Raw genomic sequence first — 13,642 nt, forward strand, 5'->3', positions numbered from 1 at the left:
TCAATCGCGTATAAAACGTTTAACTATTAAAATTAGATTGTTAATTAAAACAATACAAGCAGCTAATGCTATGGCTATTCCTAGAGGAATATAATACAATAGTGTTTTAGGCACGAAACTTTCTTCTTCAAACTCAATAGGTTCTAACGTATCTAGTTCGTCATAAATCTGTTGAAAAGCTTCGGTATCTTTAGCTCTAAAATATTTCCCTCCGGTCATTTCTGATATTTCCTTTAACGTGCGTTCATCTAAATCTGAAGAAGCATTTCCAGGGTCACCGATACCTACGGTATAAATTACTGTTGAATCTCTTTTTGCAATATTAGCAGCATCTAACGGTAGAATTTCTTCGCCACTATCCACTCCGTCGGTTAGTAATAGCATAACCTTATTTGGTATAGTGTCACGCTCAAATAAATCCATTCCTTTTACTATAGCCTTTCCAATATTCGTCATTTGACCTGCCATACCTACATCTGCTTCATCCAGCATGGTTTGTATGGTTTTTAAATCGGAGGTAAAAGGTGCCTGTATATAAGCATTTGTACCAAAAAACACCAATCCCATCCGGTCACTTTTTCGTTCACCAATAAACTGTCGCATAATATCTTTTACAGCTAGCCAACGCGTAACACGTTTACCGTCTAAAACCCAATCCGTATTAGCCATACTAAAACTTATATCGGCTACTATAAGAAAGTTCCTAGAAGTTTTTATTTTCTTTTCTGGCTTACCTACCAATTCCGGTGAAGCCAACGCAGAGAGTAACAACAACCAAATGGTATACATTATAAACCAACTAAACCAATTACGCTTTTTAATAAAGGATGCTTTTTTAGGTTTCTGATTGGTTACAGTTGCAACTCTTGAAAAGTAAGGAAACTTTAAGGCCGTACTTTTATTTTTTAAAGGTGGTAAAAGCCAATAAATTAAAAGCGGCAACGGAATTAAAAGTGCCACTAACGGATATGCAAAGTGAAAATTTTCAGGCATGATTTTTAATCCATTTTAGTGACATTTTAAAAAACTCATCTTTATTAAAATTTGGATTATCAAAAGTTTCCCGATAAACCGCATTAAAAATATCTTGTTTATACTTACTAAAATTAATACCTGATAAGCCACTATCTAAAAAGGCTAACCATGTATCTCCTTGTAGACTAGCTACCTTTTCACGATTGTATGACTGTAAAGCTGTTCGTTTTAAAACAAAAACAGTCTGACTAATAAAAGCTAATTCTGGAAGTTGCGAGTTACTATTTAAAGATTCTAATTCTGCAATAGCATCGCGCCTATATTTATTATGTTTATACTTTAAATACATACGGTATAAACCATATAAAAGTATTAATATGGAAACACCTAATAACACTTTCCAACCAATGGTATTGAATGTAAACGGAATCGGGTCGGGTTCCATGATATTACCAAGCTCCAAAGGTGCTATTTCAGGATCTTGCATAAGTGTGATATGTGGCAGATAGAATCTCAAATTTAACGTGTTTGTTTTTGTCTTGTAAATAATTGCACCAATTGATCTTCCAATTTATCAACTGTATTTATTTTAAAAAGTGTGATATTATATTTTTCTACTTCGGATTTAAATTGGTCGTAATTAGTTTTAAAATCTGCTGCTAAATTAGATACCACTTTTTTGTTTTTTCCATTCATCTGCAATTGTTGAAACCTATTGCTTAATGTCATTTTTTCTTTAGGCAAATGCGCCTCGAGAGGATCAAATATTTTAACCAAAATCACATCATTATGCTCTGATATCTCACTCAAATGTTTAATAGTTTGCGGATTATATCGGTGAAAATCGCTAATAATAACTACCGTATAATCATGGGTAACAATATTGCGAAGTTTTGTAGCCATTTGACTTAAAGCATCTGGAAAATCGAATGTTTTATTTTCGTAAATTTCTCTATTAGCATCAACAATTTTCTGAAAAAACTGAAGCATATTTCGCTTATCCCGTTTGGGCATTACCAAATCATACTCAGCTCCTTTAAAAACCATGCCGCCTATTCTATCGCCTCCTTTTAAAATTTTATATGCCGTAATTGCGGCCAATTCTCCTGCCACTACAGCTTTTGTTTTTAACTTGGAACCAAAGCCCATACTAGCTGACTGATCGACAAATATAAAAGCTGGTTTTTCCTTTTCTTCTGTAAAAACCTTAGTGTGAGTGGTTCCTGTTTTGGCTGTAACATTCCAATCTATATTTCTAATGTCATCACCTCTTACATAAGGTCTAGCTTCTTCAAAATCTAATCCTCTACCACGTAAACGAGAACTGTAACGACCTGATAAAATACTATTTGATTTTTGACTACCTACTTTAAAATTTAGAACCGTGTTTAACCACTCAAACTTTAATAAATGTTCGAGTGTTAAAAATACATTCTTATTTTCAACAGGTTTTTTCATGGACAGTAATTTAAGAAAGGAAAGTTATCTAGGCTACTACAGCAACTTGCTCAATAATTTTATCAATAACTTGATCTACAGTTACTCCTTCTGCTCGCGCCTTATAACTTAATGCTATACGATGGCGCAATACATCTTTAATTACATTATGAATATTGTCTGGCGACACAAAGTCGTTACCTGACATCCATGCATTAACACGGCTACATCGGTCTAGTGCAATGGTTCCACGAGGACTTGCTCCAAAATCAATTAAATCACGTAACTCTTGATTATAGCGTTCTGGAAATCTAGTAGCGGCAATAAGGCTCACCATATATTTTTCTAACTCTTCGGTTACCTTAATTTTACTAATTTCACTACGTGCATCAAAAATATGTTGTTGCGAAATAGTTAGCGGCTCTTTCTTTACTGCCGACTTATCATTTTCTTGCTTATTAAGCCTTAAAATACCTAATTCTGAAGCATCATCAGGGTAATCGATAACCACATGCATAATAAAACGGTCCATCTGCGCTTCTGGCAACGGATAAGTCCCTTCTTGTTCAATGGGGTTTTGTGTTGCCATTACCATAAACAAATTGGCCATTTTATAAGTACTACCTGAGACAGTTACTTGACGTTCCTCCATGGCTTCTAATAAAGCCGACTGTACTTTTGCTGGCGCTCTATTAATTTCATCGGCAAGTACCAAATTACTAAAAATAGGGCCTTTTTGAAATTGAAATTTTTCTTCTTCAGTTGGCTGATAAATTTCCGTTCCCGTAATATCAGACGGTAATAAGTCTGGCGTAAATTGAATACGACTTAACTCACAATCTAAATGCTCTGACAAAGTTTTTATTGCTCTTGTTTTAGCAAGCCCTGGCAGACCTTCCAATAGCATATTGCCATCGGCTAATAGAACTAAAAGTAAACGATCTATAAGTTGGTTTTGCCCAATGATAGATTGGGACATGGCTGATTTTAATTTTCCTACAGCTTCGAATGGCGTCATATCGTGATGGTTTATAAAATAGTGAACACTAAATATACGTATTTAAAATTTTTCAAAAAACTTTCTGAATCAAATATTATAAGAGTTTCTGAATTATAAATAAAAAAGCCTCCAAATGGAGGCTTTTAAATATATTATAAAAGGATTACTATTTTTTGGCAGCTTCAGTAAGCGCATCCATAGTATCACCTAAGTTAAAACTTGCTGCTTTCATACGTGGTGGATATTCTTCAAATGTTGCTATAAATTTACCAACATACTCAGAAGCTGGTAATAATAAGAACACATGATCTAAGTACCAATCCCAATAAGTATTTGAAGTAGTTGTAGCAAATTCATAAGGATCTCTACGTAAATTATATATCCAAGGAATTCTAGTTGTTACCATAGGTTTAGACCATGTGTCTAATGTTCCTTGAGAATCTTGATGCATAAACGTTACCTTCCAATCGTTAAAACGTAAAGCCATTAATTCACCATCATCAGAAAAATAAAACAATTCTTCACGAGGACCTTTCTCAACTTCACCCGTTAAATATGGTAAAAAGTTATATCCATCTAAATGTACTTTAAATGTTTTTCCTCCAGCTGAATAACCTTTTAATAATTTTTCTTTAATATCTGCATCACCAGCAATAGCTACATACGTTGGCATCCAATCTAAACCAGACATAATTTCGTTAGAAATAGAACCTGCTTTAATTTTACCAGGCCAACGCACCATTGCAGGTGTTCTCCAACCTCCTTCCCAGTTGGTATTTTTCTCTCCTCTAAATGGATTGATACCTGCATCTGGCCACGTATTTTTGTGTGGACCATTATCCGTACCATATTGGATTATAGTATTATCTGCAATACCTAATTCATCAATTACTTTTAAGAATTTACCAATATGCATATCGTGCTCAACCATTCCGTCACCATATTCATTTTGACCCGAAATACCAGTTAATTCCGGTTTTACGTGTGTTCTAAAGTGCATACGTGTTCCGTTCCACCATACGAAGAATGGCTTTCCTGAAGCAACCGATTTCTTAATAAACGCAATAGCTGCATCAGAAGACTCGTCGTCTATTGTTTCCATACGTTTTTTAGTTAAAGGTCCTGTATCTTCAATTTTGCCATCGGCAGTAGAATGAATAACACCTCTTGGCCCGTATTTCTTAGCGAAGTTTGGATATTGTTTTGGATCTGGATAATCTGGTAATTCTGGTTCCTCCTCAGCATTTAAGTGATATAGGTTTCCGAAAAACTCATCGAAACCATGATTAGTTGGCAACATTTCATCACGATCACCTAAATGGTTTTTACCAAACTGACCTGTTACATAACCGTGTGGCTTTAATAACTCGGCAATTGTAGGGTCTTTTTCAGATATACCCTGCTTAGCACCTGGCATACCCACTTTACTTAATCCAGTACGCAAAACACTTTGTCCTAATATAAATGTTGAACGTCCTGCTGTACAACTTTGTTCTGAATAATAATCAGTAAAAATCATACCTTCGTCTGCGATACGATCAATGTTAGGTGTCTGATAACCTGTTAGTCCCATAGTGTATGCACTAATGTTAGACTGGCCTATATCATCTCCCCAAAGCACCAAAATATTTGGTTTTTTTTGAGCAAAAGACAAGGTCGTAAACGCAACTAACGCAAGACTAAATAAATTGCTTTTTTTCATAAAATTGATTTAAATTTAAAATAATATGACATAAAGATAAATAAAATTAAGTATCACAAGCATAAATGGAGAGAGATTTAAAAAAAAAAAACAATTAAACCACTACATAACAGCTATTTAAATTAAAAACAAAATGTCGCACAACACGAATTCGACAAGTATTTAACGTTTAATTGTATCTTATTTTAATGTATTGGGCTTGAACATTACATTCTGCGGAATTATAATTGATTTTCAAGGCCATGATCTCCAATTATATTTCAAAACAACTTTTCCTAGTTCATTTTATATTTAAACATAAAAAAACTGATGCAATATACATATCACATCAGTTTTCTTTAATTATAATTTAGCGAAAAACTTAGTTTCTGCTAGGCGTCTGTAAAGTTTCGATTACTTTATCAACACTTAAAGAACTACCTTTTCTTGGAGGAAATTCTTTAAACGTACTTAAGAATTTACCAACATAATTCTGAGCTGGCACCATCATCCACATTTGATCTGCATAATTTCTGATATATAATGCAGCATCCATAGACACTTCAAACGGATCATTTCTTAAGTTAAGAATAATTGGCCAACTTGGAGATTTACGATACGCTTCATTAATTGAACCTTCCATGATGGAGAAATGTAATTTCCAGTCATCATAACGTAAAGCATTTAAGTTACCTGCAGCATCGAAATAGAAAATTTCATGCCTTGGTCCATCACCTTTTTCAACTTCACCAGTTAATAAAGGTAATTGGTTGTAACCATCTAAATGCGCTTTAAATGTTTTACCTGCATAAGACTTACCGTTTAATAATTCTTCTTTTACATTAGGATTTCCCGCTGCAGCTAAAATAGTCGGCATCCAATCTTCATGCGAAACAATATCATTAATTACAGTACCTGGCTTAATATGACCTGGCCATCTTACCATACCTGGCACTCTGAAACCACCTTCCCAAGTTGTTCCTTTTTCACCTCTAAATGGAATTGTTCCACCGTCAGGGAATGTAAACTTCTCAGCACCATTATCTGTAGTAAATACAACAATAGTATTATCTGTAATTCCTAAATCATCAATTTTATCTAAAATACGACCTACACCATCATCTAATTCCATCATAGCATCGGCATATAAACCGTAACCAGATTTATGTAAATACTTATCAGACAAGTGTGTCCAAACGTGTGTACGTGTAGAGTTAATCCAAGTAAAGAAAGGCTTATCAGCTTTAGCATTTTTATCCATAAACTTTAAAGCTGCATCAATAAACTCGGTATCTGCAGTTTCCATACGCTTAGTCGTTAATGGTCCTGTATCTTCTACTTTACCATCGGCAGTACTTCTAAGAACACCACGAGGACCGTATTTTTTCTTGAATTCTGGATCTTTAGGGTAGAATTCCGTTTCTGGCTCTTCCTCAGCATTTAAGTGATAAAGGTTACCGAAAAACTCATCAAAACCATGATTAGTAGGTAAGTGCTCATCACGATCTCCTAAGTGATTTTTACCAAACTGACCACTAGTATACCCTTCTGCTTTAAGCAATTCAGCTATAGTTGGATCTGCTTCGTTAATTCCGTGTTCTGAACCTGGCATACCAATAGTAAGCAAACCTGTTCTAAAAGGGTGCTGCCCTAAAATAAAAGCTGCACGACCTGCTGTACAAGACTGTTGCGCGTATAAATCTGTAAATAGAGCACCTTCATTGGCAATTCTGTCTATATTAGGAGTTGTTCCTCCCATCATTCCATTATGATATGCGCTAATATTCCACATACCAACATCGTCACCAAAAATCACTACGACGTTTGGTTTTTTCTGTGCAAAAGCACCAATTGTTAAACCGCATGCCATTAGCATGGGTAAGAATTTAATTTTTTTCATGTAGTTACATTTATTTACATTAGTTATAAAAAGGCTCCCCACCTTTAAAAAGTAAATTTAACAAAAATTTATAAAATTAAAAGAGAAACAAGCAATAGCCTTATTTTTTTTAACCTTGGGAAATTATTTTCAATCCCGTAGTTATGAATCTTTTAGTTTGGATAAATTACATTCCAATCTGTTTTCATATCAACAAGCGTCCATTTTTTAGCTTTAGCTTCATCAAGACCTTTATCAAACTTTCCTATTGCCGAATTTCTATCGTAAGCCCATTCGCGCACAGAGTCTGTATGATGTATGTATAACTGAAAAGATTTATATGTATTTGAATCTGTATATTGAAGCATTTCTAAATCGCCATCAGAATTACCACCTGCGAAAACCGGTTTTTTTCCAATGAATTTATTGATACTTACAGGCTTCCCTGCATGATCATCGATATGATCCAGTTCTGCTAAACGACGAATAACCGGTTCACCATCTACTAACTCAAACTGCGTTTTAACAGTACTTCCTATTATTTGTTCTGACGGAATACCATATACAGGCGTTAAAAATGCACGCATAAATTCAATACCGCCACCAGACACTATATATGTTTTAAAATTATTAGCTCTTAAATAATCCAACAATTCTAACATTGGCTTGTATATCATATCTTTGATTGCCATTTCTTTTGTTGGGTGTTTAGCGGTTTCAATCCATGAACTTACTAGTTTTTCAAACTCCATACTAGTCATACCGGCATGAGTTGTCATTACTAATTTTGCAATTCCATCCATCCCAGAAGCTTTTAAAGCTTCCATGTCGTTTTCAAGTACAGCTTTGAAAGGCTGTTCTGATTTCCATTCTGGATGTTGATCAGCCATTTCTTTTATACGATGAATAGCGAAAAAAAGCTGAAAATAAGCTGGCTGCTCACTCCACAACGTCCCATCGTTATCAAACGTAGCAATACGGTCGGCTACGGGAATAAAATTAGCACTGTTAGTATTTGTAACATCTGAAACATAATCCACAATAGCTTGTTTACGTTCCGTATCATTCCAGGAAGGCAACGGATCTTTTGGCGTTTCGGCAACCTCAGCCTGAACCTGAGATTCTTTTTCTGGCGAATTCACACATGCCACGCAAAAAAGAGACATGATAAGCAAGAGTTTACATGTAAGTAATTTCATATAAATAAATTGATTAATGGTTAATATTAGATAACAAAGATACAAGCTAAGATATATTATATAATAATTAATATGGTCTTATAGCATAAAATAGCTCGTTATAACAAAAATTTAAAAACTATTAAACCAAAACCTTCAATTTAATAATATTTTTTTTTTCGAATTTAATAAAAACACCAATACGTTCATAATAAAAACAAATAGCTAACATTAATTTAATAAACTCACAAACAACAGTTTGATAATAAATTGCCTTTCTGTATATTTACAAGGCATTATTTATTTTATTTATTAACTAATCACTACAAAAATCAACAATTACTCGTTAAAATTAGAAAGATATTTTTCATCTTTGACAAAATTTCACCAAACACTAACCTTAATTATTAAACTATGAAAAAACCATTATTAGTAATGCTTCTATGTGGATTGTCTTTTTGGGGACAAGCACAAGATTCAAAAAAAATAGACTCCACAGCTATTTTTATATTAGATAAAATGAGTGATGTTATAGGCGATTTGGAGTCTGTAAACATTACCATGAATAGCTCGGTAGACAAAATAAATACGAGTCATAACATTGAGAAACATTACCGCCAAAGCAATGTTTCAATGTCTGGCCCAAACAAACTGTTAGTTCGTACTAAAGGAGATAAACAAAATAGAGGGTTTTGGTATAATGGCTCTTATATGACATATTACTCGTTTGATGAAAACAACTATGTTACGCTTGAAGCTCCTAGCAGTACAATTCAAATGATTGACAGTATGCATATGAGGTTTGATTTTAAATTTCCTGCTGCCGATTTCTTCTACCCTTCTTTTACAGATGATATAATGGCTGAATTTGATACGATTTCTTATTTAGGTGAAAAAACATTAGATGGCGAGACCTGTTTCTACATTATGGCTACCAACGACAAAACAAACGTACAATTATGGGTTTCCAATTCTATGAATATGCTACCAAAGCGTATTGTTATTATAGATAAAGATAAAAACAACATGCAATACGAAGCTAATTTTATTAATTGGGACTTAAACCCAAGCATACCAAATTCTGTTTTTGAATTTACACCACCTCCAAAATCAAAATTAATTAGTATCCTAGAAAAATAATATTCAGCACCATAAAAAACATTAAAAATGATACAACATTTATCACTTTCAAAACTTAAAGCAGCCATGTTTTTATTACTACTGGCTCTAATCTTACCATTACAAGCTATAGAAGCTCAACGCATGGGACATGGTGTTTCGCGTGGCGGCGGCGTTAGTCATGCCAGATCAACTCCTTCAAGAAGTATTAGTAAACCTAGTCGTTCTATAAATGGAGGGCATGCAAAAACAAGTAGTCGTAATTTTTCAAAATCTAGTAGTCATGTTTCAAAACCAACAGCTAGTAGAAATACAAAGAGTAAAGTTACTAACAGAAAAACAACCAATACAGCACCCAAGTTAAACACTAATAAAAAAAGAACATCAACAGTAAAACGTACCAATAACAACCGCGTTGGTAATAAAACTCATATCGGTAATAATAATGTAAATATTAATGTAAATAATAGCAGACATACCAATGTAAGAAACTCTAGAAACACCCGAGTACGTTCTAGCAGAGTTCGTTACACTAGACCTCCTTATAGCTACGGTGGTCATCGCTACTATTGCCATAGACCTTATTATTACCATCCATACACACCATATTACTGGGGACCGTCTTGGCACCCATGGGGATACTTTGTTACAACATTAGCTACAACCGCTATCATAGTAAGTATTGTGGATAATGATAACGACAAAGATGACGAATACCATTACGACAATGGAACTTACTACCTTAAAACTGAAGACGGTTTCGAGGCAGTTCAAGCTCCCGTTGGCGCTCAAGTTCCTTCAATTCCTACTGAAGCAGAAAAAGTAGCGGTTACAGAAACCACAAATAATTATTATTATGGGGGAGCGTTTTACGAAAAAAATTCAGATGGATATATTGTTGTTCCTGCAACAGCTGGCACTATTGTTCCTGAATTACCAGAAGGTGGTGAAGAAACAAAAATTGGTGATGTTACCTATGTACAGTTTGGAGATACATATTACCAACCTATTCAAGTAGACGGCAAGGACATGTATGAAATTGTTGAAGTAAAAGAAGACGAATAAACCCTTGTCTTTTACATTTTAAAAAAGCATTGCCTAAAATTGGCAATGCTTTTTTTTTGAATAAATCCTAAAAAAGGTTCCTAGAATAAACATTTTATTACTGTACAATTTATTAATTTTGTCTAAGCTTAAACCTTGCCTTATTAACAAATAAACATTTTTGTATATTTACTAATACCATAACCTACCTACCAAGCTATAGTACTACTAAAACTGTTTTACTATAACTATAAACCAAGAAGTATTCCAACCATGACTAACAAGCGAAAAATAGTTCTAAAGTCCTTAGCAACCGTATTAATTTTAATACTCTTATTTTTATTTTTCCTTCCAACCCTAATAAAAAACTATGCCGTTAAGAATGGAAAAGAATTAACCGGCAGAGAAATTGCCATTGGCAACCTTAAATACAATTACTTTTCAAGCACCATAAAAGTTTCAGACTTTAAAATGTTTGAGGCTAACAGCTCAGAAGAATTTACAAGTTTTGACACCCTAATTGTAAACCTAGAACCTTTAAAATTATTTCAAGACAACATTAGCATCGAACAAATTTACCTTAAAGGGCTAAAATCTCGTGTTATCATGAAGGATTCTACTTTTAATTTTGATGATTTAATTGCATTTCACTTACCAGAAAGCGACACGCTAGAAACCGAAACAATCGAATCGGAACCACTTAAATACAACCTTTCTAATCTTGAACTTAAAGACTCCAATTTCTTTTTCGATAATAAAAACATCAATAAAGAAACACATATTGAAAATCTATCTTTTTTCATTCCTTATATAGGTTGGGACCAAGAACATAAAAGTAATGCTGATATAAAATTCGACTTGAAAAATGGAGGTTCTATACGCTCTACCCTAAACCTCAATCCTGTTGATGGTGAATTTGATGCCGAAATAATACTTAATAACTTAAACCTATCACCATTTTATGAGTATGTCTTAGAATACGCCAACATTAGCAGTTTTGAAGGCCTTTTAAACTCGAACATTAAAATTGAAGGAAACACCAACCAACCTACAAACGCACTCGTATCTGGACATGTAGATGTTGCTGACTTTTTATTAACCGATACCGAAAAACGTAAAGTTCTTGCCTCCAACCGAATTGATGTTGCGTTAAAAAAAATAGACTATGCCAATAGTGCTTACGTTATTGATAGCTTAAGTTTAAAACAGCCCTACACCTATTTTGAAATGGATTCAGTAACAAATAATATCTTTAAATTATTTAAACTAGACCCAGAAGGAAATCCTATAGCATCAAATCCACAACCTGTTGAAGTTACTACTATCGACTCGACAAACACATCAGAAGACGAGCTTTATTATGCAATAAACAACTTTGAGATAACTAATGGTATTTTAGACTACACAGACAACTTAACTGGTGATAAATTTGATTACCATTTAAGTGATATTGAAATAGACACTAAAAATATTGATAGTCAAGCTGAATGGGTAGACATTTATGCTACAATGCTATTAAATAATCGCGGTACGCTAAATGCTAAAATAGGTTACAATCCTACAAACACACTATATACAAACTTAGATATCACAATTGAAAAATTCCTGCTTTCAGACATTAATATCTATGCTAATTATTATACCGGTCATAACATCGTAGAAGGTGATTTCTATTACTATTCGGAGTCTATTATTACAAACGGCGACATACAAAGTGAGAATAAATTATTAGTTAAAAACGTATCGGTTACAAACAACAAAAGCGGACTAAGTAGTCTTCCATTAAAATTTGCTTTATTTCTATTAAAAGACAAGAATGGAGATGTTAACTTAGACATTCCTGTAAGAGGAAACCTAAACGACCCGGAAGTAAACGTTAAGAAAATTGTCTGGACCACATTCAAGAATCTAATTGTTAAAACTGTTGCAAGCCCTGTTAATTTCTTAGCAGGACTAGTAGATGGCGACCCCAAAGAACTGAAAGAATTCACATTTAATTACACAGACACCATATTAGCTGAAAAACAATACAAAAAACTAGACAAGCTATTAGAATTAGAAACAAAAAAAGAAGGCCTACAAATAAATTTAACTCATTTTACCGACCCTGAATTACAAAAAGAAGCCATTGCATACGCAGAAATTGAAAAAAAATTCCGCCAAGACACTAAAAATGACTACCTTAAGGATGAAAAAGAATTTGAAACATACCTAAAACTAAAAACTGGAAATGACTCGTTAACACAAAAAGAAGCCGTTTATAAAGTAATAGGTAGTACCGTTTTAGATTCTTTATCACATAATTACACCAATAAGTTAATTGATACAACAACTGAATATTTAAAAAGCAAAAAGGATTCTACAAACATAACGGTTTCAAAATCTGACCCTAGAGAACCCGACAATAAAGGCTCATTATCACGATTTAAAATCGATTATACGCTGTTAGAACCTGAGTAATCTAACACCTTACATCATGAAAAAAGCACTCTTACTCTTTTTAAACCTTATCGTCACAACTATTATTAGTGCTCAAGAATACCAGAACACTACGTATTACCCTGACGGGGAAAGCCTAGAGGACAAAATCCAAAACCCGATTGCTAATTTAGCTAGCATCCCCATAGATTACAAGGCTGTATTAAATACTAAAAATGAGAATATAGTAACCATAAAGCCTATTCTTCCTGTAAAAATTACCAAAAATTGGCTTCTAATTCTGCAACCAGAAATCCCAATTTCAAACACACCTACAGTTACCGGCTATCAAAATGGCATTGGCAATACAACACTAACAGGAACTGTTACCAAATCAAAACAATCAAGCTTTTCTTGGGGTGTTGGTCCAACACTTATGTTTCCTGCTGTTAACAATCAATTAGGTAATAATAAGCTTTCCATAGGCCCGTCTGTTATTGCACTAAAACAAAACCAGGGTTTTACATACGGTGTCTTATTACAAAATTATTTTTCTGTAGCAGGTTCAAGTCATTCAGAATCCGTTAATCTTTTCCATTCTCAAATAATACTCTCTAAAACCTTAAAAAATGAATGGTATATTTATTCTAATCCCGAAATTTCTGCTAATTGGAAAGCCTCCGATAACAACCGGTGGACTCTTCCTTTAGGTGTTGGAGCAGGTAAACTAATAAAAAGCAACAGGTACCTCCCTATAAATTTAAAAGCTGGCGTTTATAAATATATCCAACACCCTACTGATGCCGATTGGCAGATTCAAATTCAAGCAGCATTTATTATAAAATAAAACTTTTCATTTTATTGGAATGCCCGTTTTTTTGATAGTAATTTGAAATACTATAAATTCACAC

Annotated in this window: 11 protein-coding genes; 4 read left to right on the forward strand and 7 right to left on the reverse strand. The window is 33.7% G+C overall.

Annotation, left to right across the window (positions count from 1 at the left end; all coding sequences use genetic code 11):
* The 7 genes from ACW5R3_RS12595 to ACW5R3_RS12625 all read right to left on the reverse strand — a co-directional run bounded on the left by ACW5R3_RS12595 (position 1) and on the right by ACW5R3_RS12625 (position 8,138).
* Positions 1-993: a vWA domain-containing protein gene (locus ACW5R3_RS12595; RefSeq protein ID WP_456577369.1), complete on the reverse strand. Its 993-nt coding sequence runs from the start codon at positions 991-993 to the stop codon at positions 1-3.
* Positions 986-1,492, reverse strand: a complete 507-nt coding sequence (locus ACW5R3_RS12600) for a DUF4381 domain-containing protein (protein ID WP_456577370.1) — start codon at positions 1,490-1,492, stop codon at positions 986-988. Before ACW5R3_RS12600 ends, ACW5R3_RS12595 begins: the two co-directional genes overlap by 8 nt.
* A 2-nt stretch (positions 1,493-1,494) precedes the next feature.
* Entirely contained in the window at positions 1,495-2,433 is a 939-nt protein-coding gene (locus ACW5R3_RS12605; RefSeq protein WP_456577371.1) for a DUF58 domain-containing protein, read from the reverse strand.
* Between the two features lie 28 nt (positions 2,434-2,461).
* The gene (locus ACW5R3_RS12610; RefSeq protein WP_456577372.1) at positions 2,462-3,430 is read right to left on the reverse strand and encodes an AAA family ATPase; all 969 of its coding nucleotides are present in this window, start codon (positions 3,428-3,430) and stop codon (positions 2,462-2,464) included.
* Positions 3,431-3,578: 148 nt separating this feature from the next.
* Positions 3,579-5,114 (reverse strand): arylsulfatase, encoded by a 1,536-nt coding sequence (locus ACW5R3_RS12615; protein ID WP_456577373.1) that lies wholly within the window; start codon positions 5,112-5,114, stop codon positions 3,579-3,581.
* Positions 5,115-5,475: 361 nt separating this feature from the next.
* On the reverse strand, positions 5,476-6,993 hold the full coding sequence (locus ACW5R3_RS12620; protein WP_456577374.1) for an arylsulfatase: 1,518 nt from the start codon (positions 6,991-6,993) through the stop codon (positions 5,476-5,478).
* A gap of 152 nt (positions 6,994-7,145) precedes the next feature.
* Entirely contained in the window at positions 7,146-8,138 is a 993-nt protein-coding gene (locus ACW5R3_RS12625) for an HAD family hydrolase (protein WP_456577375.1), read from the reverse strand.
* 426 nt (positions 8,139-8,564) lie between these two features.
* Here ACW5R3_RS12625 and ACW5R3_RS12630 point away from each other — a divergent pair, with 426 nt between their 5' ends.
* The 4 genes from ACW5R3_RS12630 (at position 8,565) to ACW5R3_RS12645 (ending at position 13,578) form a co-directional block, all read left to right on the forward strand.
* Positions 8,565-9,290, forward strand: a complete 726-nt coding sequence (locus ACW5R3_RS12630) for a DUF2092 domain-containing protein (RefSeq protein ID WP_456577376.1) — start codon at positions 8,565-8,567, stop codon at positions 9,288-9,290.
* 27 nt (positions 9,291-9,317) lie between these two features.
* Positions 9,318-10,334, forward strand: coding sequence for a DUF6515 family protein (locus ACW5R3_RS12635; RefSeq protein ID WP_456577377.1), 1,017 nt, complete (start codon positions 9,318-9,320; stop codon positions 10,332-10,334).
* 252 nt (positions 10,335-10,586) lie between these two features.
* Positions 10,587-12,773 carry a DUF748 domain-containing protein gene (locus ACW5R3_RS12640; protein ID WP_456577378.1) on the forward strand — a complete coding sequence of 729 codons (2,187 nt, stop codon included), beginning with the start codon at positions 10,587-10,589 and terminating at the stop codon, positions 12,771-12,773.
* Between the two features lie 16 nt (positions 12,774-12,789).
* Complete coding sequence (locus ACW5R3_RS12645; RefSeq protein WP_456577379.1) at positions 12,790-13,578, forward strand: neuromedin U; 789 nt, start codon at positions 12,790-12,792, stop codon at positions 13,576-13,578.
* Positions 13,579-13,642: the final 64 nt, after the last annotated feature.

The organism is Algorimicrobium bowmanii, from assembly GCF_054031195.1.

Coding starts and splice junctions, on each gene's coding strand:
- ACW5R3_RS12630 (WP_456577376.1), top strand. CDS start 8,565: ATGAAAAAACCATTATTAGTAATGCTTCTATGTGGATTGTCTTTTTGG.
- ACW5R3_RS12605 (WP_456577371.1), bottom strand. CDS start 2,433: ATGAAAAAACCTGTTGAAAATAAGAATGTATTTTTAACACTCGAACAT.
- ACW5R3_RS12645 (WP_456577379.1), top strand. CDS start 12,790: ATGAAAAAAGCACTCTTACTCTTTTTAAACCTTATCGTCACAACTATT.
- ACW5R3_RS12615 (WP_456577373.1), bottom strand. CDS start 5,114: ATGAAAAAAAGCAATTTATTTAGTCTTGCGTTAGTTGCGTTTACGACC.
- ACW5R3_RS12610 (WP_456577372.1), bottom strand. CDS start 3,430: ATGACGCCATTCGAAGCTGTAGGAAAATTAAAATCAGCCATGTCCCAA.
- ACW5R3_RS12620 (WP_456577374.1), bottom strand. CDS start 6,993: ATGAAAAAAATTAAATTCTTACCCATGCTAATGGCATGCGGTTTAACA.
- ACW5R3_RS12625 (WP_456577375.1), bottom strand. CDS start 8,138: ATGTCTCTTTTTTGCGTGGCATGTGTGAATTCGCCAGAAAAAGAATCT.
- ACW5R3_RS12635 (WP_456577377.1), top strand. CDS start 9,318: ATGATACAACATTTATCACTTTCAAAACTTAAAGCAGCCATGTTTTTA.
- ACW5R3_RS12595 (WP_456577369.1), bottom strand. CDS start 993: ATGCCTGAAAATTTTCACTTTGCATATCCGTTAGTGGCACTTTTAATT.
- ACW5R3_RS12640 (WP_456577378.1), top strand. CDS start 10,587: ATGACTAACAAGCGAAAAATAGTTCTAAAGTCCTTAGCAACCGTATTA.